15 protein-coding genes, 1 tRNA gene and 2 pseudogenes are annotated in these 22,952 nt (G+C 71.0%); 8 read left to right on the plus strand and 10 right to left on the minus strand.

Features of this window, described 5'->3' with window-relative positions:
* Window positions 1–101: 101 nt before the first annotated feature.
* From ACIRB7_RS33280 to ACIRB7_RS33295, 4 genes are all read right to left on the minus strand, one after another.
* The gene (locus tag ACIRB7_RS33280) at window positions 102–332 is read right to left on the minus strand and encodes a hypothetical protein (RefSeq protein ID WP_403606475.1); all 231 of its coding nucleotides are present in this window, start codon (window positions 330–332) and stop codon (window positions 102–104) included.
* Window positions 333–353: 21 nt separating this feature from the next.
* Complete coding sequence (locus ACIRB7_RS33285; protein ID WP_403606478.1) at window positions 354–5,216, minus strand: DNA repair ATPase; 4,863 nt, start codon at window positions 5,214–5,216, stop codon at window positions 354–356.
* A gap of 97 nt (window positions 5,217–5,313) precedes the next feature.
* Window positions 5,314–7,338, minus strand: a complete 2,025-nt coding sequence (locus tag ACIRB7_RS33290; RefSeq protein ID WP_403606481.1) for a flotillin family protein — start codon at window positions 7,336–7,338, stop codon at window positions 5,314–5,316.
* 96 nt (window positions 7,339–7,434) lie between these two features.
* On the minus strand, window positions 7,435–7,908 hold the full coding sequence (locus ACIRB7_RS33295; protein WP_403606485.1) for a hypothetical protein: 474 nt from the start codon (window positions 7,906–7,908) through the stop codon (window positions 7,435–7,437).
* A 228-nt stretch (window positions 7,909–8,136) separates the two neighbouring features.
* On the opposite strand from ACIRB7_RS33295, the gene ACIRB7_RS33300 reads away from it, so the two are divergent.
* Entirely contained in the window at window positions 8,137–9,201 is a 1,065-nt protein-coding gene (locus tag ACIRB7_RS33300; protein ID WP_403606487.1) for a PucR family transcriptional regulator, read from the plus strand.
* Between the two features lie 358 nt (window positions 9,202–9,559).
* Here ACIRB7_RS33300 and ACIRB7_RS33305 read toward each other — a convergent pair.
* From ACIRB7_RS33305 to ACIRB7_RS33320, 4 genes and pseudogenes are all read right to left on the minus strand, one after another.
* Window positions 9,560–9,769: pseudogene (locus ACIRB7_RS33305) on the minus strand (DUF6879 family protein); the annotation flags it as partial.
* A gap of 51 nt (window positions 9,770–9,820) precedes the next feature.
* Window positions 9,821–10,012 (minus strand): hypothetical protein, encoded by a 192-nt coding sequence (locus ACIRB7_RS33310; RefSeq protein WP_403606490.1) that lies wholly within the window; start codon window positions 10,010–10,012, stop codon window positions 9,821–9,823.
* 266 nt (window positions 10,013–10,278) lie between these two features.
* Window positions 10,279–11,961: an amidohydrolase gene (locus ACIRB7_RS33315; RefSeq protein WP_403606493.1), complete on the minus strand. Its 1,683-nt coding sequence runs from the start codon at window positions 11,959–11,961 to the stop codon at window positions 10,279–10,281.
* 80 nt (window positions 11,962–12,041) lie between these two features.
* Window positions 12,042–13,529: an APC family permease gene (locus tag ACIRB7_RS33320; protein ID WP_403606496.1), complete on the minus strand. Its 1,488-nt coding sequence runs from the start codon at window positions 13,527–13,529 to the stop codon at window positions 12,042–12,044.
* A 135-nt stretch (window positions 13,530–13,664) separates the two neighbouring features.
* Between ACIRB7_RS33320 and ACIRB7_RS33325 the strand changes: the two genes are divergently transcribed.
* The 4 genes from ACIRB7_RS33325 to ACIRB7_RS33340 all read left to right on the plus strand — a co-directional run bounded on the left by ACIRB7_RS33325 (window position 13,665) and on the right by ACIRB7_RS33340 (window position 18,950).
* Window positions 13,665–14,408, plus strand: coding sequence for a TetR/AcrR family transcriptional regulator C-terminal domain-containing protein (locus ACIRB7_RS33325; RefSeq protein WP_403606499.1), 744 nt, complete (start codon window positions 13,665–13,667; stop codon window positions 14,406–14,408).
* 1,071 nt (window positions 14,409–15,479) lie between these two features.
* Window positions 15,480–17,540 (plus strand): protein kinase, encoded by a 2,061-nt coding sequence (locus tag ACIRB7_RS33330; RefSeq protein WP_403606502.1) that lies wholly within the window; start codon window positions 15,480–15,482, stop codon window positions 17,538–17,540.
* Between the two features lie 151 nt (window positions 17,541–17,691).
* Window positions 17,692–17,771 (plus strand) — tRNA-OTHER (locus ACIRB7_RS33335).
* A gap of 189 nt (window positions 17,772–17,960) precedes the next feature.
* On the plus strand, window positions 17,961–18,950 hold the full coding sequence (locus tag ACIRB7_RS33340; RefSeq protein ID WP_403606505.1) for an RNA-binding protein: 990 nt from the start codon (window positions 17,961–17,963) through the stop codon (window positions 18,948–18,950).
* A gap of 368 nt (window positions 18,951–19,318) precedes the next feature.
* Here the strand turns inward: ACIRB7_RS33340 and ACIRB7_RS33345 are convergent, their stop codons facing one another.
* Complete coding sequence (locus tag ACIRB7_RS33345; RefSeq protein WP_403606508.1) at window positions 19,319–19,849, minus strand: TetR/AcrR family transcriptional regulator; 531 nt, start codon at window positions 19,847–19,849, stop codon at window positions 19,319–19,321.
* Window positions 19,850–20,049: 200 nt separating this feature from the next.
* On the opposite strand from ACIRB7_RS33345, the gene ACIRB7_RS33350 reads away from it, so the two are divergent.
* Together ACIRB7_RS33350 and ACIRB7_RS33355 are read left to right on the plus strand one after the other, a co-directional pair.
* On the plus strand, window positions 20,050–20,457 hold the full coding sequence (locus tag ACIRB7_RS33350) for a RidA family protein (RefSeq protein ID WP_403606511.1): 408 nt from the start codon (window positions 20,050–20,052) through the stop codon (window positions 20,455–20,457).
* A 40-nt stretch (window positions 20,458–20,497) separates the two neighbouring features.
* Window positions 20,498–21,431, plus strand: a pseudogene (locus tag ACIRB7_RS33355) (IS5 family transposase).
* Window positions 21,432–21,581: 150 nt separating this feature from the next.
* Here ACIRB7_RS33355 and ACIRB7_RS33360 read toward each other — a convergent pair.
* The gene (locus ACIRB7_RS33360; RefSeq protein WP_403606514.1) at window positions 21,582–22,160 is read right to left on the minus strand and encodes an HPP family protein; all 579 of its coding nucleotides are present in this window, start codon (window positions 22,158–22,160) and stop codon (window positions 21,582–21,584) included.
* Window positions 22,161–22,366: 206 nt separating this feature from the next.
* Between ACIRB7_RS33360 and ACIRB7_RS33365 the strand changes: the two genes are divergently transcribed.
* Entirely contained in the window at window positions 22,367–22,639 is a 273-nt protein-coding gene (locus ACIRB7_RS33365; protein WP_403606517.1) for a DUF6296 family protein, read from the plus strand.
* The last annotated feature ends 313 nt before the right edge of the window (window positions 22,640–22,952 follow it).

Here is a 22,952-nt window from a genome sequence, read left to right on the forward strand (position 1 = left end):
GGGGGGTCACGTGGGGCCCCCCCGGGGGTACATGCTGCGGGTGGTGCTGGGTGTCCCCTTGGCGCCCGCCCCCACCGGCGTGGGGCGCCGCCCGACAAGCCTCAGCGTTCCCACTTCTGTCGGTACGTCCTGAGGTCGCGGTTGACGAAGAGGTGGACGTAGCCGCACGACCGGCAGATCAAACCGGTGGCCGACTCGTTCGCCCACGCCATGTTGAAGAGCTCCATCCCCGTGCTGTTCAGCAGCACCTCCCGCTTGCGGAACGTGTCGTTGTCGCACATCAGGCAGAGGATCGGGTGCTCTCCGATCGCCGCGTGCAAAGCCCGGGCCATGCGATCTCTTCTCTTCCCGGGTCAGAGCCGGCGGTGATCGGGAGCGGGTACGGCAACGGCGTCGGAGTGTGCCGCGTGCCGCCCGGCGGGGCGGGCGAGGAGGTGGCGCGGGTCCGTCGCGCGGGTGATCGCGGTCTCGACGGCGGTGATGCGGTCGGCGAGCAGGCCGAGGGCGGCGACCGCCCGGGTGAGGGGGTCGTCGGCGGGGTCTCCGAGGGCCCGGGTGCGGGTGTGGGCGGCAGTGATCTCGGTCCAGCGGGCGGCCTGTGCCGGGGTGAGGGTGCCGCGGAGTCCGGCGAGCTTGAGGAGGTTGGCCTCGGCTTCGGTGGTGAGGGTCTGGGCCTCGGCGGTGTAGTGGTCGTCGACGACGGCGGCGAGCTCGGCGTCGTTCATGGCGGGTGAGATACGGGCCGTGATCTTGTTCATGGTGCGGTACGAGCCCTGGAGCCGGAAGGGCGGTTCGATGCGGGCCTCGTCGGCGGTGGCGGCGGAGGCGATGTAGGCCTCGTTGACGGCGAGGACGGTCTCGCGTGCGGTGAGGAGGTGGCGGAGGACGGCGAGGACCTGGTCGAGTTCGGCCGGGGCGTAGGGGTGGGTGAGCCGGTCCCGGCGCGCGGTCGGGTCGTCGGCCGCCAGCCGGGTCAGGAGCTCCAGGTCGGTGCGGTCGCGTCCGGCGAGGGGGGCGAGGACGGGGTGGGAGGTGAGGGCGTTCTCGACGAAGCTGAGCGCGAAGGCTTCCTCTTTGCCCGTCAGTACGTCGCCGAGGTTCCACACGTCGGCCCGGTTGGCGAGCATGTCCGGTACGCGGAAGGCCTGTCCTGACTCGGTGTACGGGTTTCCCGCCATGCAGACGGCGAAGCGCTTGCCCCGCAGGTCGTGACCGTTCAGCGTCCGGGTAGCGTCGCAGAGCGGGATGAACTTCTGCAGGAACTCGGGCGAGCAGTGCTGGATGTCGTCGACGTACAGCAGGACGTTGTTGCCCGCCGTCAGGGCGAAGGCGATCTTCTCCAGTTCCCGGCGGGCAGTGGCATCGGGGGCCTCCGCGGGGTCGAGGGAGACCGTCCGCTGCCCGAGAGCAGGCCCGTCGACCTTGACCAGGAGCAGGCCGAGGCGGTCGGCGACGTACTCGATCAGCGTGGTCTTGCCATAGCCGGGCGGGGAGAGGAGCAGCAGCAGGCCCTGGGAGTCGCTCCGCTTGGCGTCTCCGGCCGCGCCGAGCTGTTTGGGGAGGTTGTCGCCGATGAGGGGGAGGTAGACCTCGTCGACGAGCCGGTTGCGGACGAAGGACGACATGACCCGGGGCCGGTACTCGTCAAGGCGGAGCCGTTCGCGCTCGGTGGCGACAAGCCGGGCCCTGCGCTCCTGGTACACACGGAAGGCCGGCACGTCGGTGGCGGCGAAATCCCGCGTCCTGGCCAGGAACTCGTCGAGGCGCAGCTCCAGCGCGCGTCCCTCCACGCGGGGGTGGCTGCCCAGGAGTCCGGGGACCGTCTCCGTGGTGGGGGCGGCGATGTCGTAGCGTTCGAGGTCCGGGCAGAGCTCGACCGCGACGGCCTCGGCCAGCACGCCTCCGTCGAACCGTTCTCCGGACGCCGACGCGTAGGAGGTGAGCCATGCCTCGACGAGCTGGCGCCGCGCGCGCGGCGCCGTGAGGGAGGCGAGGGCGTCGTCGTAGGCGAAGGTGCCGACGGCGCGGCGGAACTTGTCGAGCAGGGTCCGTGCGGCGTCCGAGACGGCGAAGCCCGCCGGCGCGGTGGTGAGTTCCTCGATCAGGTACGCGGCGGCCGTCGGGTCGCCGATCTCCTCGGCCAGCTCGTTCCGCAAGCCGTCGAGGGCCGACTCCGCGCCGAAGAGGTCACGGGCCCGTGCCAGGGCGTCGGCCCGACAGGTCCACTGCTCGCGGGCGTCGGCGGTGACGGCGTGGGCCCAGAAGAGCTGGGCGGTCGCTCGCGCGGGGGCCGGGTACCTGAGCAGTCCGATTCGTTCGTGCAGACGGAGGACGGCCTCCAGGATCGCCGCCGTGTCGTGATCGTGGACGCCGCGCTCGTACCCCTCGTCGTACGCGGCCTCGGCGGCACGTCGCGCGAGTGCGGACAGGTCCTCGCCCGCCAGGCTGCCGAGGCCGTGCTCGGCCAGGAGGCGTGCGGCCAAGTATTCGGACCGGTAGACCTCCGGCGACTCGGAGGGCAGGATCCGGTCCCAGAAGGGGCGGGTCTCGGCGAACGCCGGATCGGTGACCGGCACGCGGTAGTCGGTGCCGGTGAGGGCGAGGGCGAGGGTGTCCTCGTGCGACACGAGGGTGGCTTCGGGGGTCTGCCGGTTGACGGCGAAGCGGTGCCGGCCGAGCCGGATCGTGGCGCCGCCGTCGGAGAACAGGTCGGTACGGTCCCGCAGCGCCCGTCCGGCTTCCTGGCGGGCGGCGCCGAGGCGGCCCTCCAGTTCCTCCGCCCGTGTCTCGTCGCCGAGTTCCCTCAGCTCGGCGCCGGTGCGCCGGACCTTGGCGACCATGGGGTCGGAGGCGAAGTACGTGTTCACCTCGTCCAGGTCGGCCAGGGTTGCGGCGCGCCGGGCGATCGCTTCCAGGACGCGGCCGGCCGATGCGGCGAGGCGCTCCGCGCGGCGGGCGCCGGTGTACTGGAGGGACTGCCTGCGCGCGGTGAAGGCGTCGTACATCTCGGCCCGTTTGTCAGCGATCTCGCCGAGAAAGCCGTCGTGCTCGGCGAACCGCGACTCCAGGTTCTCCAGCTGGAGGAGCAGCCGGCCGAGCTGGTCGTCGCAGCGGTCCGGGGTGTCAGCGGCGGCCAGGGCTCCCGTGACGGCCTGACCGAGCAGGGCGAACTCGGCGGCGAACTCCGCCCGGCCCTCCTGGTCGAGGAGTTCGGCGCGACGGGCGGCGAGGAGGGCCCGGGCGCGGTTCAGCACGCCCAGGACGTCGGCGATCCGTTCCAGGACCGAGGTGCGGACGGTGGCGTCGGCGATGTCGAGGCCGGCGATGATCTCGCTGAGGGTCCGCAGGCCGGCGGTGTGCGTGTCGATCATGTCGGCGACCGGACCCGTGCCCGCCACGGTGGTGACGGCGCCGGCCTCCGTCGCGAGCCGCTCCGCCTCGGTGTGGTGGGCGGTGAAGGCGTCCTCGCGCTGGAGGAAGGCGATGGCCCGCTGGGCCGCCGAGGCGATGTCGGCCTCGACGTCCCCGGCGAGGGCGTCGATGCCTGCCGTGTCGGCGTACCGCATGTCCTTGAGGGTCACCAGGTGGCCCTGTGCCCGGCGGAGTTCGGTGATCCGGGAGATCCACTCCTCGGCGGTGGCGGGCGCCTCGCCCCGGATGCGCCGTACCAGTCGGCCGACCTGCTCGGCGGACTCGGCGTAGGCCGCCGCCGCCTGTCGGGTGAGCGTGGTCACGGTCTCGAACTCGTCAAGGACTTGCACGGCGGTGGCCCGGAGTTCGGTCAGCGGGGTGCGCAGGTCGCCGGTCTCCGGGTCTCCCAGCCAGTGGTGGACGTCGCCCGCGCGCGCACAGGCGGCGACGAGTGCCTCGTAGACCTCGCCGGCGGGGGTCAGCTCGGTGGCCTGACGGGCGATCGACAGGCAGTCGGCGATGCCCCGGACGAGATCCGCGTTGCCGATGCGGGCCAGCGGACCGTCCACCGCAGGGGTCACGTGCGTGTCGGAGACGTACGGGGTCCGCCAGATCTGCACGGGGTGGACCCGGCCGGGCTCGCCGGGCTCGTCGCGCAGCACGACCATCGTCCCGTCGCCGAGCAGCGCGTATCCGCGGCAGGAGACGGGACGGCTGATCTCCTTGCGGATCAGGTTGTACGGGAGGAGAAGACCGCGACGCTCCGATCGTGTGTGAAAGGCGAAGAGGAGATCCTCGCCGTTGGGCGAACGGATCAGCCGGTCGAAGACCAGTCCCGAAGTGTCGGTGTCGAAGGTCCTCACCGCACCGGAGGCCAGGCAGTAGCCACCGGGGAACACGACCCCCTCGTCCCCGGGCAATCGCAGACACGCCTGAGCGAGTCCGTCGAGCCGGACCACGCTCCCGGTCAGAGCGTTGAAGACGAGGTGGCGGACGGCCTCCTCCTTGTACGGGCGAACGCGCACCAGGATCAGGGCGCCCACGACCGCGTACGCGACCTCGGCGTCGGCCAGCGCCTGGAGCGGCTCGTCGACCGGCGCGGCGTACACGCCCTCGGCCGTCTCGGCGTCGTTATCCGTCTTGACCGTGAGCGTCCCGCCGACCGTGGAGACGAAGAGGTGGCCGTCGAGCGAGATGTGCGGGTGCCGCCCTTGGACGTGGTCGTCGCGGGTCGGCTCCACCCAGTCCACGTCGTGCGAGGGAGGGGCGACGTGGTCGCGTTCTCCCTGGGCGTCGAGGAACCGCGTCTCGCCGGACGGCCCGATCGACCAGCGCAGGACGCGTATGTCGTCGGCCTTCTGCCCGGTCCGGAAGACGGCAAGGAGCCGGCCCTCCACCCGCCTCAGCCGCAGCAGGCGCGCGCCCCGGAAGTACCGGTGCAGTGCCGAGAACTCCCGTACGAAGCCGGGGTCGTCGAGGAGTCCGGGCACCGCGCCCTCGGGCAGCGGATTCAAGTCGCGGTCGTGCAGCGTGAAGACGTCGGCGACCGACGGCTCGGCGCTCACCGCAGAGGCCGGGTGGCAGCCGAACAACAGGACGTCGTCCCCGACGGCGGCGATGTCCAGCAATACCCCGGCGCCCTCGGTGCGGACGCTGTCGGTGCCGGTGAGAGACAGACCACCGGCACCGAAGGCGGCGGTACGGGCGGTGTTGAGCGCCTCGGCACGCCTGGCCAGCTCGGCCGCCTGCGCCGAAAGACGGTCGCGCAGCACCGCGTACGTGTCCTGGTCGATTCCGGTGCTCATGTCGATCCGCTCCTTGTCCCGTGATGGATGCGGGTCCGGCGCCGACAACCCCCGTATGCCGGCACCGGACCCGCTGTGACCGCTCCCCCCGGGGCGGTCAGTTCGTGACCGCGCCGTTCAGCGCGGCGGTCTCGGCCGGGGCAGCGGTGGCCTGACCGGGTGCGTGCGCGTCGAGCACGCCGGACTTCATGACCTTCGCGAGCAGTGCCGAGACGCTCAGGTTCTGCACGTCGCCCGTGGACAGCGAGCCGAGCACCTTGGTCAGGTCCTCGGTGAAGGAGTCCTCACCGTTCAGCCACGGGCCGGCCAGCGTCTGCGCGGTCCGGGAGTGGTCCATGAAGCCGTCGACGGACTTCCCGAGCGCGATGGACTGCACCAGGCGGTCGAGGAAGACCGACTCCCCGCCGACGATGTTGATGTCGGCGTTCTCCAGGCCGGTGGCGAGCACGGTGGCCTGCGCCTCGGCGACCTGCCGCTGCACGTCGAGACCGGCGAGCCGGATCTCCTTCTCCGCCTCCAGGCGCAGCCGGTACTCCTCATGGGTACGAGAGGCCTCGTCGAGCGCGGCCATCGCCGCCGCCTTCTCGGTCAGACCGGCCGCTTCGGCCTTGAGCTTCTCGCCGATCGCGGTCGCCTCGGCCAGCGCCTTCTCACGGTTGCCGACCGCCTCGGCACGCAGGCGTGCCTCGGTGGCCTCGGCCTCAGCGCGGCCGGTCTTCTCGATGGCGTCGGCTTCCTTCTCCCGGACCTGCACCGCCGCCAGCCCCTCGGCCGCCGCCTCCGCCTGGACGCCCTCGGCGAGGCGGATCTTGGCGCGGGCGTCCATGTCGGCGGCCTTGTTGCGGGCCTCCGCCAGGGTCAGCTCCTCGGCGGCCCGGTGCACGGCGGCCTGCTCGGCGGCCTCGGCCGCCTTGATGTCCTTGACCAGCTTCTCCTGCGCCTCCGCCTCGGCCGCGATGACGACGGCCTGCCGAGCGCGCTCGGCCTCCTCGACCGTGCGGAGCCGCTTGATGGACTCCTCCTGCTCGGCGACCGTACGGTCCACCGCGATCCGCTCGCGGATCACCTCGGCGATGTCACGGCGCTCCGACTCCACCTCCTTCTCGGCGGAGATGCGGGTCAGTTCGGTCTCCCGGTCACGGGCGATGACCTCCAGCAGGCGGTCCTTCTCGATCCGCTCGTTCTCGACGGCGATGACCCGCTCGCGGTTCTTCTGCGCCACCGCCACCTCGCGGGCCTGGTTCTCCCGCTGGATGCCGAGCTGCTCCTCGGTCTTGAGGAACGCGCTCTGCGCCCGCAGCCGCTCCTCCTCCACCACCCGCGCCGTCTCGGCCTCCTCACGGGCCCGTACGGTGTCGATCTCGCGCTTCTGCTTGATCTCCGCGTCGGCCTGGCGGCGCTCCAGCTCCAGGATCGCCTCGCGGGCGTCGACGTTCTGCCGGGTGATCTCCTTCTGCTCGTGCTGACGGAACTCGTTCGTCCGGACGTTCTCCACCGCCGTCAGTTCGGTGATCTTGCGGATGCCCTGTGCGTCCAGGATGTTGCCCGGGTCGAGCTGAGTGAGCGGGGTCTGCTCCAGGTAGTCGATGGCCGCGTCCTCCAGGCTGTAGCCGTTGAGGTCGATGCCGATGATCTCGATGATCCGGAACCGCAGCTCCTCGCGCTTGGTGTAGAGGTCGGTGAAGTCGAGCTGCTTGCCGACGGTCTTGAGAGCCTCGGAGAACTTGGCGTTGAACAGCTCCTGCAGCGTCTCCTTGTCGCTGGCCCGGGCGGTGCCGATGGCCTGCGCGACCTTGATGACGTCCTCGACCGTCTTGTTGACGCGGACGAAGAAAGAGATCCGGATGTCGGCGCGGATGTTGTCCCGGCAGATCAGGCCGTCCCTGCCGGTCCGGGAGATCTCGATGGTCTTCACCGAGATGTCCATGACCTCGGCCTTGTGCAGCACGGGCAGGACGACCTGGCCGGTGAAGGTGACGTCGACCTTCCGCATCTTCGAGACGATCAGCGCCTTGCCCTGCTCCACCTTGCGGAACAGCCGGCTGACCACGAAGAGCAGCGTGAGAACGATGAGCAGGACAGCGGCGACGAGCACGCCGATGCCCACGGTGATGGCATCCATGAGAAACCCCGTGTCGATGGAAGAAAGGGGAGCCGCACGTTCGGGCGGCGTTGTGGAAGGGCGAGCACCGGACGGCACGCACTCCCGGAGCGACAGCTACCTGCGTCGCCGTGTGCGCGCAGCGGCATGGTGCTGCCCGAAGGCGGCGGCTCGGTCCCGTTCGGGCGGCCCCGCCAGACCGGCGGCGTCCTGCCCGAACGGCCCGGGTTCGTCGGGGGACAACTTCGCAAGCGGCCCCACGAGGCGCCGTGTCGACCACCATGAGGTGACGGGAGCGAGCACCAGCAGGGCGAGCGAGAGTAGAGCGGGAAGGGGGTGGGGCACATCGGAATGGCCGAGGAGTACGGACCCGCTGACGCTCAGGACCCAGCCGGCCACGACGAACACGGAGGCCGCCACCGAGACGGGCACCCGGCCGAGACGCAGCCCCACCGCGTCCACGTCGCCGTCGAAACCCCTTCGTTCCACCGCCCCGAACAGGACGAGCAGCCAGAACACCGCCACGGCGACCAGAGCCGCACTGAACGACAACGAGGGGAAGCCAAAGGCGGCGTTCAGGAACTCCCCCATGGCCCTCTCCCCCCGTACATCACGGTTTCCGTCTCCCGGCATCAGGCCCGCGCCCATGCCTTCCCGTGGAGCCATCCTGCAGCAGGATCACCGCCATGGCATTGCCGTAACCAGGCAGTCTTTGACGTCTTCTTGATGCCGGTTGCGAACCCCGGCGGACGACATGTCAGTCTTGATCCCCGCGCGTCGGGAACTCGTCGCAGACGCGTCAGGAATCGGGGAGGGACCGTGGCGGAGAGGGAACCGGTCGAGGGGTATCTGGAGGGGTGGTACGCCGAGATCCTGACGGGTGTGTGCGAGACCCGCCGCAGGCTCACCCCGGAGGAGCGCGCGGCCCTCCGCACCCTCGGAGAGCGGGCCGCCGAAGCCGGCATCGGGCTGCGGGACCTCATCCGGGCCCACCTCTCCGCCGCACAGCGGGTACGCCCCGGGCTGCCGAGGGCAGCCGCCGACCACCTCCTGTCCGCCGTGGAGCAGGCCGTCGACGCCTTCGCCGAGGGACACGAGCGCGCACAGCATCTGGCGATGCGACAGGAAGAGGCCGCGCGGCGGGAGTTCATCGACGACCTGCTGTACGGGCGGAGCGACCTCGGCAGGCTGGCCGAGCGCGCCGAACGATTCGGGCTGCTCCTGTCCCACGCCCACGCGGTGGCCGTCGCCCAGGGACGGGAACCGTACAGCGACGGCTCCGCGGTTACCCGTACCGTCGAGGCCTCGCTCACCGCCCGCTTCGGCAACCGCCGCATCCTGCTCACCACCAAAGACGGGCGGCTGATCTGCGTCGCCCCGGCGGACGAACCCGATGTCCTCGCCCACTTCGCCAAGCAGGCGCACGCCGCCACGGACGGCGGCCAGGTGGCGATCGGGCGCGCGCACCCGGGCGCGGGCGGCGTCGTCCACTCCTACGAGGAAGCCCTCAACGCCCTGGACCTCGCCGCTCGCATGAACCTCGACGAACCGGTCCTGCACGCCGCCGACCTCCTCGTCTACCCGGTCCTCACCCGCGACCGGCAGGCCATGGCCGACCTGGTCCGCACCGTCCTCGGCCCGTTGCAACAGGCACGAGGAGGCGCGAAGCCCCTTCTGGACACCCTCACGGCGTACTTCGACACCGGCTGCGTCACCGCCCAGGCGGCCCGCCGCCTCAGCCTCAGCGTGCGGGCGATGACGTACCGCCTGGACCGCATCCACCGCCTGACCGGCGCCGACCCCGGCGATCCCGTCCAGCGCTACACGCTCCAGACGGCCGTCGTCGGCGCCAGGCTCCTGGACTGGCCCGACCAGCCCCTGTGATCACGGGGCTGAGCGAGCAGAGGTCGGCGGCCAGGCGATCGGCGATCCGGCCGGCGCGCAGGTGGGTCAGGGCGCGCTGTGCGGTGTCTCGGTGGACGCCGAGGGCTTCGGTGACGCGGGCGGCGGTCGTCCTCGAGGGTGAAGGTCCACAGGTCGGTGGCGGGGGTGTCGGTGATGGGAGTCGGGTCGGCTTGCCATGCCTCGAGCGGCGTACGGCCGGAGAGAGCCTTGGGGCGGTGCTCGGTGTTCCACCAGTGTGTCCAGGCCGGCATCTCCGCAGTGAAGTTCTGAAACGACATGGCACCGGACGTGTGGAGGCGCGGCGGCGGGGCAGCCGGCGGACCTGTTCGCCGGCGCGGAGGTTGGCGTCGGTGACGGCGTACTCGAAGCGGATGTAGTCGGTGGCGGGCTCGGAGACGATCCGGGCCCGGCGGGCCTTCACCCCGCGGGCGACGGTCCGCTCCACCAGGGGCAGCCACCCCCTCCAGTACTCCGAGTCGTCCGCGGGCACGCTCCCGTCCCGCAGGAAGGTGTCGTAGACCTCCCGCTTCTCCCCCACGGCGTACACGTCGCGGAGCTCCAGGTGCGGGCGTGGGTCTGGGCGGAGTCGAGCAGGTCCTCAAAGCTGGGTGCCGACGGCTTCTGCGGCATCGCACGCCCTCCTGATCTGCTGCACCATGCTGACCGGGCTCCCGATGATCCCTTCGTGGTCTGCGGGCGGACTGTCCTGACGGCAGGCGGACCGCATCGCCGGGTCGGCGAACTTGCACTGCAGAACCAGTTCCGGGCCCTGGGCGGTCTCGGTGTCCACCCACACCGCCGGGCAGTTCCCTCCACCCGAGTTCGGGTCCGTGCCGAAGGAAAGTAACGCCATGATCCCCTCCGAGGCGAGCCGGTTGCGCGTAGTTGCGTGGCGACCGTTCCGCGCGCAGGCCCTCGGTCAGGACCAGGAACTGCCCAAGCGCGGGCGGGCGACGGGCTCGTGCCGTCTCACGGAGCAGCGAGGATCACTCCTCGTCGGGCAGGGCCTTCGCGAACGCCTCTTCGCAGTCCAGCGGGCGGAGCAGGGTGGCACGTTCAGTGCGCGCCGGGGGCCGCACGCCCGTCCGCGCTGTAGACCCGCATGCCGTCCACGTACGTCTCGACCGTGCGGACGGCGTGGAGGTCGGTCGGGGCGATGGCGAACGGGTCGCGGTCCAGGACCGCGAGGTCGGCGAGACGGCCGACAGCGATCACACCAGCGTCGTCCTGATGGTTGACCCATGCCGAACCGGCCGTGTAGGCGCCGAGGGCGTCACTGAGAGCCAGTCGCTGTTCGGGCAGGAACGGGGGGCGCAGATCCGGTTCGCCCAGCTCCTCCGCCCACACCTGGCGGTTGACGGCGACGTGGATGCCGTGCCAGGGGTCGGGGCTGGAGACGAACCAGTCGCTGCCCGCCGCGAGGACGGCGCCGGCCGCGTGCAGGGCCCCGAAGGGGTACTGGCGCCGCCCCCGTTCCTCCCCGAGGAAGGGCAGCGTCAGCTCGTCCATCGCCGGTTCGTGCGCGGCCCACAGCGGCTGCATGTTCGCGGCGGCGCGCAGGGTGCGGAATCGCGGGATGTCGTCGGGGTGCACCACTTGGAGGTGGGCCAGGTGGTGGCGCAGGCCGGTGTGGCCGTGCGCGGCCACGGCCGCTTCGAGCGAGTTCAGCGCCTCGCGGACGGCCCGGTCGCCCAGGGCGTGGAAGTGGATCTGGAAGCCGCGGCCGTCGAGGGCGATGACGGCGTCGCGGAGCACGGCGGGGTCGACCATGGAGATCCCGGCGTTGTCGCCCGGGCAGCCGCAGGAGTCCAGGTAGGGCTCCAGCATGGCGGCGGAGAAGTTCTCCACCACCCCGTCCTGCATGATTTTGACGCTGCCGGCGGTGAAGCGCCGGCCTCCGGCCGCCTTCTCGCGGCGGGCGAGCAGCGAGTCGATCTGGTCGAGGTCCTGGTCGCGTTCCCACCAGAGCGCTCCGCGCACCCGTGCGGTCAACGAGCCGTCGGCGTCGCAGGCGAGGTAGGTGTCGAGGGGGTCGGGGAAGCCCGCGTACGTGCCGACGAGGGCGTCCTGCCAGCCGGTGATCCCGAGCGAGTGCAGCAGTTCCTGGGCGGCGAGGAGCCCGGCTCGGGCTTCGGCCGCCGAGGCGGGGGGCACGAGGGCGCCGACGATGGTCATGGCGCCCTCGTGGAGGACGCCGGTGGGTTCGCCCGTGGCGTCGCGTTCGATGCGGCCGTCCGCGGGATCGGGTGTGTGCCGGTCGACCCCGGCCAGGGCGAGGGCGCGGGAGTTCACCCACGCCGAGTGTCCGTCGCGGACGGGGAAGTAGGCGGGCCGGTCGGGGAGGATGTCGTCGAGCTGGTCGCGGTGCGGCAGACCGCCCGGAAAGGCGTCGAAGGACCAGCCGCTGCCCTGGAGCCAGGCGGCCCCTGGGTGGGCGGCGGCGTAGGCGGCGATCGTGGCTCGGTAGTCGCGTGCGGTGCGGTCCGCGCTCAGGTCGCATCCGAGCATGCCGATCCCAGCGATCACCGGGTGGATGTGGGCGTCGGTGAACCCGGGCTGTACGAACCGGCCGCCGAGGTCGGTCACGTCGGTGCGCGGGCCGATGTGCTCGCGGACCTCTCGGTCGGTGCCGAGGGCGGTGATCCGGCCGCCGGTGACGGCCAGTGCCGATATCCGGTGGCGTACGGGGGATGCCGTCCAGATGGTGCCGTTGAGGAGGACGAGGTCTGCGTGGCGCATGTGCGGGCTCCGGGTGGGGTGGGGTGGGGAGGCTTGGAGGGTGGCTGGGCAGGCGTGTCGCGTCCGCGTCCGGGCTGCGGTCAGCCCCCGGCGGCGGCTGGGGCGGGCGCGAGAGGGGCCGGCGGCTGGGTGAAGTAGGCGGCCTTGCGCCGGTAGCGGGTCCACAGGGCGGCGGGTATGCCGAGGGCGATGACGGTGAGCGGCAGGACGGTGAGGAAGCGTCCGTTCTCGGCGTCGAAGGCCAGGTGGTCCACCGAGTTCCACTGCTGGTGGGCCACGAGGCCGCCGAGCAGCAGCAGTGCGATGCCGCCGAGCAGCGGCAGGAGGCCCACGACGAGCATGTCCCGTATCCGGCCCCTCAGTTCGCGGCGGAAGGTGACGACGCAGGCGATGCCGCCGACCCCGTACATCAGCGAGACCAGGATGCCGACGGAGTTGACGACGGCGACGACCACTTCGGACAGCGACCCGGCGGCCAGCCCCGCGAGCGACACCCCGACGGCGAGGGCCGCGATGCGCACGGTGGAGGTGACAGGCGTGCCCCAGGCGGGATGCAGTCGGGTCCAGCTCGGGCCGAGGACCCCGTCGCGGCCCATGGCGAGTGTGAGCCGGGCCCCCGCGATGACGCTGGACTGCATGCAGGCCACGGTGGCGAAGAGCATCGCGGCGAGGGCGGCGGTCGCGCCCGCGGTGCCGTAGAAGGTGCGGGCCAGTTCGGTGACGCCGGACAGCGGGTCCGCGAGCTGTTCGGGCGTGAGGGCGTGCAGGAAGCCGGTGGCCGAGAAGAGGAAGAACCCGGTGGTGACGAGGATCGCGATGATCCCGGCCCGGCCCGGCGAGCGGACCGAGGTCGACTCCTCGACGACGGAGAAGGCGCTCTCCCAGCCCCAGAACATGTACGCCGCCATCACGGTCGCTCCGAGGAGCGTGAGCGTGTCGGGGAAGGCGAACGGCGAGAACCACGAGGCGGAGACGGGGGCCGCGTCACCCCGGACGAAGGCGGTGGCCACGAGGACGGTGACCACGACTGCGGAGACGCCGAGCAGCACGCTCTGCACCGCGGTGGCGCCCCGTACCCCCCGCAGCGCGCTCACGACGATCAGGCCGCTCCACATCAGGCCGGTGGCGGTGACCGTGAGGGCGTCGTCCGGGGAGAGCGCCGTGACGCCTGCCTCCGCGAGCAGTCCGAGGGTGAACTGCCCGGTGAGCTGGCCCGCGTACGACAGGAACAGGATGTTGGTGGCGACCGAGGTCCATCCGGTGAGGTAGCCGGTCCAGGGGCCGAGCGCCCGGCGCACCCAGACGTACGCCGTGCCGCAGTTGGGATCGCGGGCGGCGAGCCGAGCGTAGCCCCCGGAGACGGCCAGGATCGGCAGGGCCGCGAGCAGGAAGGCGGCGGGCATCGCGGTGCCGGCGAGTGCGGCGAGGAAGGCGAGGCCGATGCCGACGCTGACGGTGGGGCTGATGTTGGCCAGCGCGATGACCACGCCGTGCCGGGTGCTGAGGGTCTTGCGGAACGTGGCGACGGGCGGCGACGCCTCGCCGGAGGCAGGGCTTCCGTGGTCCATGAGCAGCACTCCTCGGTTCGGGGTGCCCCGCAGACAACCGCTCACCGCACTATTTTGTCAACGGTGTGGGTAAAAAGATTTCACGCCGCACGACAGGGCTTGCGGAGGCGCTGCCCGACCTGGTCTGATCACCCCATGGCAGTACGAGGCAGAGGCCGTCCCCCCAAGGTCGAGCTGGATCTGCGGATCATCGTGGACGCCGCGCTCGCGCTGACCGACGACGAGGGCGCGGCGGCGCTCAGCGTGCGGCGGCTCGCCGCCAGACTGGGCGTCGACCCTTCCGCGCTGTACCGGCACGTCAGGGACAAGGACGAACTCCATCTGGTCCTGGCCGACCGCCTGTTCGAGGAGGTGCTGACGGGGTTCGAACCCTCGGAGAGCTGGCGCGACACGCTGCGCGACCTCGCGCTGCGCACGCGTGACACGGCGCTGCGCCACCCCGGCGCGGCGGTCGTGGCCACCTACCGCACCACCCGGCGCCCTGCCGAGATGCGGATCGTGGAGCACATCCTGGCCGCCTTCGGCCGGGCCGGCTGCTCCCCCGCGCTGGCCGCCGTACTGCACCGGGTCTACGGGGACTTCTCCCTGGCCTGGGCCGGGATGGACGCGGCGTTCGAGACACTCGACGGGGCGGCCCGTACGGGCGACGAACAGGCATGGACCCGCGACTACTCCGCGGCCGACCCGGTCGCCTTTCCCGCGATCGCGCGGAGTGTGACCCACATGGCGCGGCTGGACGGGACCACGGTGTTCCTCGCCGCGCTGGAGACCCTCCTGGACGGGATCGCGACGCGGATCGCGGCAGAGGCCGCGAGCCGGCGCCCGGACACACCCGAGGAACCGGCGGATCGGACGCCGGCCACGCAGCCGCCCCCATAGCCGAGACGGGCACCGGGACGTCCCGGTGGACGCGGTGGTTGCGCTACGCGCCATGCTGGGCGCATACGGCCCCCATCATGGGCGGGTGAACGAGCACCCACACACCGCCGGTGATACCGGTCGCCCGGGACCCATGGCGGTGGCCCCCGGACCGCCGTCACGTGGTGCCCCCTGCGACACCCGCTCACCCCATGACAGCGACCAGTTCCACGACCCGGCCCGTGCACTGCAGTCAGCACCCGGCCCCGCTGGCATCGCCCGGTACTACCCCTGGCCCACCTACGAAGGCACCTGCAGGCCGGCAACTACCATCCCGGCTCAGCGAGCCTCACGCCCGACGGGTTGAACGGCACCTGCGACACGAAGGCGTGCCAACGCCTCTTCCTCAGTCAGAGGTGAGGCACCGACAGGCCACGTGGGCGACGTCGTCGGTCCAGTATCGGCTTATGGCGTCCGGGCCGACACTCCACATGTGCTCGCATGTCCGTGCTCCTGCCGGGAGCTCGGCGCCGGTGTGTGCCGTCATCGCCCGGAAGAACGCCCGACCATCCGGGGACTGGCTGCTGGTCGTCCAGTGATACCCGGGACCGTCCAGGAGTGTCCAGTCGACGAGGCGTGTGCCAAGACCTTGCCGCTGTACTTCCGGGGAGAGCGAGATTTTCGAGATGACGCCCCGCTCGCACGGATGACAGACCTTCCACACCAGCCGCGCCCGTCAGGTGTCCTCATCGGAGCTCCCTCGCCAGTCCACTGGTCCGAGTCTCGCGGGCGTCGCTGCGATTGTCCTTCAAGCCGTAGGAACAGCCACCTCCACGACAGCGTACCTACCCCACACTGGCCGGAAAACAGCAGCCGCTTGGTCACCCCATGGCAGCGGAGCCGATGCGCCCTCTCGCCGCCGAGTACTGACACCTGCTGGTGGTGGGCGATCGGTGGCGTTCACCACGGCCAGGGTGTTCTCGCGGATGTACCGCACCTGGGTCCAGCCCCGGCCCGAGGCGGTTTCGGGCACTTCAGTGGTTGACCGGGGCGGGCGCGGGGACGGGAAGGCGTGGCTCTAGGGTAACTGGCATGACGAGCGCAGCCGGAGAGCTGGTGGGTGGGCGTTACCGACTGGTCGAGGCGATCGGTCGCGGCGGAATGGGCCGGGTCTGGCGTGCTCACGATGATCGCCTCGACCGTGAGGTGGCGGTCAAGGAAGTGCTGGTGCCGGACGACGCGGCATCGGGTCTGCGGTCCGAACTGATTGCGCGGACGGAGCGGGAGGCGCGGGCCGCAGCCCGGCTCCGGCACCCGGGCGTGGTGGCCGTGCACGACGTGGTCCACCACCGTGGCGTCCCGTGGATCGTCATGGAGTTCGTCGCCGGTCCCTCGCTCGGGGCGCTCGTCGGGGCACAGGGCCGCCTCGGCTGGGAGCGCGTCGTCGACCTCGGCGTCGGGATCGCGGATGCTCTGGCGCACGCCCATGCCGCCGGGGTGGTACACCGTGATCTCAAACCTGACAACGTCCTCCTCGCCGGTGACCGGCCGGTCATCGCCGACTTCGGCATCGCTCGACTCCTCGACGCCACGCAGCACCTGACGGCGACACACACTGTTATCGGCACACCGCAGTTCATGCCGCCGGAGCAGCTGGAGGGCCGCCGCGTCGAGGCTCCGGCGGACCTGTGGGCGCTCGGCGCCACGCTGTACGCGGCGGTCGAAGGGCGGCCGCCGTTCGGCGGGCCGACCCTGACCGCCGTCATCACGGCCGTGCTGACGCAACCCACCCCGGCGTCCACACACGCGGGACCGCTGGCGGAGCTGCTCGGTGAACTTCTCGAGAAGGAACCGGCGGCCCGTCCCGACGCCCAAGCCGCCGCACAGAGGTTGCGAGCCCTCAGGGGCACGGCAGGCGAACCCGAAGCCCCCGCGCGCACGCCCACGGTGGTTGTGGACCCCGCCCCTGACCGCGCGCCCGCCCCCGGTGCCGGTTACGGCTTCGCTGACATGCCCACCTCCTCCGCCGTTCCGGACGCGCTCGAGGGTGGTCCGCGTCGCGCGGATCCGCCCGGTCCGCGCCGTCGCAGCATCCTGCTGGGCGGATTGGCCGCGCTGGCCGCGGTGGGGGGAGCGTCCGCCCTCGCCATGAGGCAGTTCGACGGGGACGGGGACAAGGCACCCGCGCCGTGGATCGCTCTGACTGGTGCTCAGAGCCGTGTGCTGTCTCTGGCGTTCAACCATGACGGCACTCTCCTGGCCGGGGGGTGCGAGGACGACACCGTGCGGCTCTGGGACGTGGCCAGCGGCACCCTTGCCGCCACCATCGAAGTGCCACCGGACCCTGCCCGGGACGACTATCCGATCGCGGTGTACGAGGTCCGGTTCAGCCCGGACGGCAGGACCCTGGCCGCCGGCACCAACGGCCCCATACACCGCGTACACCTCTGGGACGTGGCGACCCGCGCCCTCACCCACACCTTGGATCGCAGGGGCCCTGTGTCGTACCCGATCACGTTCAGCCCGGACAGCAAGACCATCGCGACCAACGGCGACGGCGACGTCCTGTTCTGGAACGCCGCCACCGGCGCGCTCACCGGCACGGCGGGTGGTGACTGGGAAGCAGTGACGGCCCTCGCGTTCAGCCCCGACGGGAAGGCCTTCGCCATCGGTGACGAGGAAGGCACGCTCCGCCTGTGGGAGCCGGGATCGGCCTCGGAGCCCGCGGAGCTGAAGGCTGCGGACAGCGGCTTGCAGTCAGTGGCGTTCACGCCCGACGGAAGCGCCGTCATCAGCGGGGGCGACAGGCTACGCCTGCACGGCCGGACCGACTCGAGCATCACGCCGTTCGGCACAGAGAGGGCCGACTGGGTGATGCCCAGCCCGGACGGCGACTCCATCGCCACTGTTGCCCACGTCGACGGATCCGCGAAACTGCTCCTGTGGTCCACCACGACCCGAACCGTCACCGGCGAGGCCGAGGTCGCCGAAGGACTGGGCTCCGTGCCGATCGCCCTCAGCCCCGACTGGAAGAAACTGGCCACAGGTGGCGACGACAGCTCGGTGCGGCTGTGGCCCTTCTCGCTGCACAACCCACCTGGGTACGTTCACACACCCACACCCACGCCCACGCCCACGCACTCCCCCAATTGACCCCCGACACCAGCGCCCGAGACGGCACAACCCCCATCCCAGCCGACAGCCACGCGCCAAGCCCGGCCCACCGCTACTCGAGACCGATCTCACCGATACGAAGTCCCCGATCTGAGCACGCGTGCGGCGGGGACCGGATCCATCCTCCATCCCTCGTCGTCCAGCGGCCGAGGACACCGGTCTCCGGTTCGCCCGGAATCGGAAACCCGGGTTCGAATCCCGGCGAGGCAATCCGTCCGCGTCTTTCTGCGCCACCAGTGGTGTGGTCACGCGCCGGGGCTGCATAGCCTGAGAGCTATGGGGTCTCGCGATTTGTGCACAACATGCTGACCAGCATTTCTGAGTGGTCTCGTAGTGCGCTGTCGTCGTCGGGTCGCAAATCCGTGGCACTTGCTCAGGGCAGCGCTGGAGGATGTCGGTGTGCAGCTCTCCCACGTGTATCGCGTCACCAAGTACGACCCCGCCGACCGTGATGACTACGGGCAATACACCGGTGTCGAGGACGTGACCAGCGATCACGGCGAGGTCGAGGCGGCCTTTCTTCAAGCGGTTCAGGCGTTCGCCGCGGATACAGGCGTCGACCGTTTGTCCGTGCGCGAGCCGGAGGTCTCGTCGTTCGTCCATTTCGGTGTCGAGCCGCCTTTGGACGGCTTCGGTCTCGGCCCGCTCCTTCCGGGCGGCCTTGCCGGCTTCCACGACGGAGCAGAGGTGCTGCTGGACACCGGGTTGGAGCTGGTGCGGCTCATGCTCCGGGACAGTGGCGCCTGGTGCCGGCTGGAGGCTGAGGGGGCGTTCGCCGTGCACGTCGGCTGGGACCAGTACGTGTACATCGGCAGCACCCTGCCCTGCCCCATGGCGCTGGCCCGCACCCGCGGGCTCGGGCTGTTCCCGGAACGCCTGGACGCATCCCCTTACGACTTCGAACCCAACGAGAGTGGCGTTCCACGGCCGGGCGACGACGCGTTCTGGGACGGCCTGCACAGGGCAGTCGCCAGCGGCAGCGCGGGACTCCTGGAAGAGATCTACGTGCAAAACGCCTCACGATGGCATCGCCTCACCAGCGACACCCTCGACACGGTTCGCGCCGCCCTCGCTCCCCGCGCGCGCCTGGCCGTGTGGCCAGACCTCTCCTCCGACACCGCCACCGTCCTCGACACCCTCCCCACCGAGGGTCTCGTCGAAGGCGTCTGGCAGGACACGGACGGCCAGATCCACAGCGCCATCGCCGACGAAGACGATTTCCCGGAGCTGGCTGGCCGAATCGCCGGCGCCCATGCTGCAGCGCTTCTGCCCATGTACGCCGATGAACGCCTCCCTCTGCTCTCCGCTGTCATGCCTGACCTCGACGGAGTCGTGCGCGCCCGCTGGCAGGCTGAGCAATCACTCAACGACTCGCCCCAGGGGCTCTGACACTCGAACGCGGGCGCGCTGAGGCAACCGTGCACGAGATGCCCGCGATGGCGGAGACGAAGACTCCGAGGAAAAACACGGCCAAGAAGTCCGCGACGAAGAAGACGACCCGACGGAAGACCGCCTGCCCCGTGCGGGTCGTGGCCTTGGGTCTCCGCCAGGGGTTGATCGCCGTGTGGAGACTGAAGAGCCGGTGATCGGCAGCTACCCGGACGCGGACGAGCCCCGCCTGCGCCTGCCCCTGCTGAGCGCGGCAGAGGCCCGGGACGCGGTCGGGTACATGCGGCTGCTGGGACGCGCGACCTCGCACCGCGCGGGCAGGCCGCCGGCCAGCTCGCCGTGGACCTGGCCCGACGACTCCCCACGGACTAGAGCCTGTCTCTCCGATCACGAGAGTTGGGCGGGGCTGGGGTTGGCTGACCCCAGCCGTGCTCAACCGACTGGCGGCATCGGGCGGGTTCGTCTCCTGCACTGGTGAACAGTGCGGTCAGCATGGGTGCGCCGTGAGCAAGGGTCTGGTGCGGCAAGGGGCCTGTGGCGACGAGGGATGCGAGTCCGTGGCCGATGGTCCAGCTCTGTGTTGCGAGCTCCAGCGGGTCGACCTCGTCGCGGAAGCGGCCGTTCGCTTTGGCCCGCTCGATGGCCTGGACGAGACGGTGCAGGGGCTCGTCGGCAGCGCCGGCGTCTTCGAGGTCGAAGCCCGCGTCGAACATGACGCGGTAGAGGTCGGGGTTTTCCAGGGCGTTGGCCAGGTAGGCGGCGCCCAGTGCGGCGAGGTCTCGTACCGGGTCCGCGGACGTCGTGACTGCTGTAAGCCGGGTGGCCAGGCGGGTGAAGCCCTCTTGCCGCAGCGCCTTCCAGAGGCCGTCCATGCCGCCGAAGTAGGTGTAGACGGCCATCGTTGATACTCCGGTTCCGGTGACTACGGTGCGCAGGGTGACCGGTTGCCTCGTCCGTAGCATCTGTGCGGCCCGTTCGAGGAGCAGGGAGCGGACCGCTGGGTCTTTCGTCCTTGCCATGGCCTCACAATACATAGCATCGCTATGCTTTGATGGAAGCCGATCTTGCCGCTCCGTATGCCACGAGGAAGAGGCCGTTCATGTCTGTGACGCTGCTCAATCCCGAAGGATTGCCGAAGCCCGAGGTCTACCGGCAGATGTCGGTCGCCACCGGATCGAAGCTGGTGTTCCTCGCGGGACAGGTCGCCCGCGACGCCGACGGACGGCCCGTGGGCCCAGGGGACTTCCCCGCTCAGGTCGAGCAGTGCTATCTCAACATCAGCACCGCTCTGGCCGCGATCGGCGGCTCCTTCGACGACGTGGCGAAGCTGACCGTCTATGTCGTCGACTGGAGTCCCGAGAAGATGCCGCTGCTGGGTGAGGGTGTGGGCCGGGCGGCAGCGAAACTGGGCATCGATCCGGTCAAGCCGATCACTCTGCTGGGCGTCGCGGCGCTGGGGGACCCGGACCTCCTGGTCGAGGTCGAAGCCACTGCGGTCATCGAATAGCCGCAGCACTGCGGACAGGGAGACTCAGAGGCTGACCATGCTGAGTCGGGGGGATCTCACAGACGGCGAGTGGGCGCTGCTGGAGCCGCTTTTGCCGGTGGGCAACAACCGGTGCGGCCGTTGGCGCGATCACGGCAGGTAATCAACGGAATCATCCACCGGCTGGGCACCGGGGTCCAGTGGCGGGAACTGCCCGAACGCTTCGGCCCGTGGAAGACCGTCCACGAGCGGCACTTGCTGTGGTCGGCCGACGGAACCTGGGAGAGGCTCCTGCGGCACGTCCAGTCCGCCGCCGACGCCGACGGCAGTATCGACTGGAACATCAACGTCGACTCCACCATCACGCGCGCTCACCAGCACGCCGCCGGTGCACCTCGGACTCCACCGCCCCCGCCGGGCCCTTCAAAAGGGGGACGCCGAAGGCCAGCTCGGCGGGTGTCATCCATGGCGATGCCGCACGGCCTCCTGGAGGGGGCGGCGCCCCGGGCGAAGCTCTCGGCCGGTCCCGAGGCGGCCTCACCACCAAGATTCACATCGCCGCGGAGGGCCACTGCCGCCCGCTGTCTCTACTGATCACTCCGGGACAACGGGCGGACTGCACACAGTTCGAGCCAGTCATGGGCAAGATCCATGTCCCACGCGTGGGACGCGGCCGTCCCCGCCGCACCCCGGACAGCGTGAGCGCCGACAAGGCGTACAGCAATCGCAAGATCCGTGCCTACCTCCGCAGACGCGGCATCCGGCACGTGATCCCGGAGAAGAAGGACCACAAGGCCGCCCGCCTGCGCCGGGGCTCACGCGGCGGACGGCCCCCGGGCTTCGACAAAGGCCGGTACAGAGGTCGCAACACGGTGGAGCGGGCCATCGGCAAGCTCAAGCAATTCAGATCCGTGGCCACCCGCTATGACAAGCGCGGATACGTCTACCTCGGCACGGTCACCGCCGCCGCACTCCTCATCTGGCTCCGATCATGATCGGAGAGACAGGCTCTAGGGGAAAGGCGGACGGGAGGGATGGCGCCCCCGGGTCGCACCGGGGCCCCGCCGCCCACCCACGCCCACGGGAGGAGTGCGTGCGGCGTCGTCGCGGGGCGCACTCTGGCGTACGCCCTGGGCCGGAGCGGGTCACCACCAGTAGGCGGGGTACCTCGGTGCCGCGCGGCGGACGCGGGACGCGGCGTACGCGGTCAGTACGAGCAGGACCGTGGACCCGAACAGCAGGGGGACGAACCTGCCCGGCGCAGGCTCCTGGAGGACGATGACGACGGCGGTGGCACAGGCAGGCGAGTGCGGGGTCCGAGCCAGTGTCGTCAGGGCGATGGTGACACCGGCGGCGAGGGCGGCGGCCCATGCGCTGCCGTGCGCCGCGAGGGCCACCGCGTATCCGGCGGCGGCGCCGAGGAGGTGGCCGACGACCACGCTTCGCGGCTGGGCCAACGGCAGCGCGGGGGCGCAGTGGACCAGGGCGGCGCTGGCGGCGAGCGGAGGTATGAGCACCGGCTCGTGGAGGGCGGCGCCGATCGCGACGAGCGCGAGGAGGGCCGCTGTGGCGGCGCTGACGTTGTGGGCGGCGGTCGCAGGCGTCGGTCGCGCCGGGGCACGGCCGGCCATACGGGCCAGGCGCGGGCGCCGGCTGCGGGGGACGGCGGCGGAGCCGGTCACGGCCGAGGCGGGGTCGGGATGCGGAGCGATGTCGGTACTCACGTGATGCGGGGTTTCCGGGGCAGGCGGCCGTGGGCCGGACGAGACGGAGCGGGTCGGTAGACCGCCCGGGACCCCTGTGGTCGACAGCCGGCCCCGGTCTCGCCCCCGACCCTGGTGCGGCGGCGCGGCCTCGCACCACTCTAACCAGCGGCTTCTCTGCTGCTTGGCCGGGGGCGTCTCCGGGCCTTCGGCGTAAAATGGGCGGAATGAGCCCAGTCCGATACGAGCTGATGTTCTCCGACGACACGGGTTCGGCCCAGGACGTCGTGATCGTCGAGCGCACCTCTGCCAAGGGGCCCGGCGGCCATCCCGTCTACGCCGACCCCACCGGCATCATCCGGGCGGAGATCAGCGACCACAACGAAGTACGCATCCTCGCCTCAGGCGGGCACCAGGCTCCCACCCAGCACGTCCTGGCCCGCCGCCTCACCGCCACCGATCCGAACGATCCCGCCGGCCCCTCCGCCTCCGCGGCCTGACCAGTACGCGACCCGGCCGATCTGCCGGCGACCGCGCTCCGCGTTCGGGAGGCGCTGCCGTCCTGTCCGGTCCCGCGAGCGGAATTTCGAAGAGCCGGGACGGGATCGTGGAAGCGATTCACGCGCTGCGCGTGGTCCGCCCGCCGCAAGAGCGCCATCAAGGCACGGACGCCGACCATCAACCAGATCCGCCCTCTGCTGGTCACTGCTCCCCCCGCTCTGCGGGACGAGCTCCGTGGGTTGCCCATCCGTCTGCTGATCGACACCCTCGCCCGGACCTGGTCCGCCAGTGACCTCACCGACCCGACTTAGA

The sequence above is a fragment of the Streptomyces sp. NPDC093795 genome (assembly GCF_044764665.1).
Classification (GTDB): Bacteria; Actinomycetota; Actinomycetes; order Streptomycetales; family Streptomycetaceae; genus Streptomyces.

What these genes read in the sequence shown, in the direction of transcription:
- ACIRB7_RS33280 (WP_403606475.1), bottom strand. Translation starts at nt 332, where the DNA reads ATGGCCCGGGCTTTGCACGCGGCGATCGGAGAGCACCCGATCCTCTGC.
- ACIRB7_RS33285 (WP_403606478.1), bottom strand. Translation starts at nt 5,216, where the DNA reads ATGAGCACCGGAATCGACCAGGACACGTACGCGGTGCTGCGCGACCGT.
- ACIRB7_RS33290 (WP_403606481.1), bottom strand. Translation starts at nt 7,338, where the DNA reads ATGGATGCCATCACCGTGGGCATCGGCGTGCTCGTCGCCGCTGTCCTG.
- ACIRB7_RS33295 (WP_403606485.1), bottom strand. Translation starts at nt 7,908, where the DNA reads ATGGGGGAGTTCCTGAACGCCGCCTTTGGCTTCCCCTCGTTGTCGTTC.
- ACIRB7_RS33315 (WP_403606493.1), bottom strand. Translation starts at nt 11,961, where the DNA reads ATGCGCCACGCAGACCTCGTCCTCCTCAACGGCACCATCTGGACGGCA.
- ACIRB7_RS33320 (WP_403606496.1), bottom strand. Translation starts at nt 13,529, where the DNA reads ATGGACCACGGAAGCCCTGCCTCCGGCGAGGCGTCGCCGCCCGTCGCC.
- ACIRB7_RS33325 (WP_403606499.1), top strand. Translation starts at nt 13,665, where the DNA reads ATGGCAGTACGAGGCAGAGGCCGTCCCCCCAAGGTCGAGCTGGATCTG.
- ACIRB7_RS33330 (WP_403606502.1), top strand. Translation starts at nt 15,480, where the DNA reads ATGACGAGCGCAGCCGGAGAGCTGGTGGGTGGGCGTTACCGACTGGTC.
- ACIRB7_RS33345 (WP_403606508.1), bottom strand. Translation starts at nt 19,849, where the DNA reads ATGGCCGTCTACACCTACTTCGGCGGCATGGACGGCCTCTGGAAGGCG.
- ACIRB7_RS33350 (WP_403606511.1), top strand. Translation starts at nt 20,050, where the DNA reads ATGTCTGTGACGCTGCTCAATCCCGAAGGATTGCCGAAGCCCGAGGTC.
- ACIRB7_RS33365 (WP_403606517.1), top strand. Translation starts at nt 22,367, where the DNA reads ATGAGCCCAGTCCGATACGAGCTGATGTTCTCCGACGACACGGGTTCG.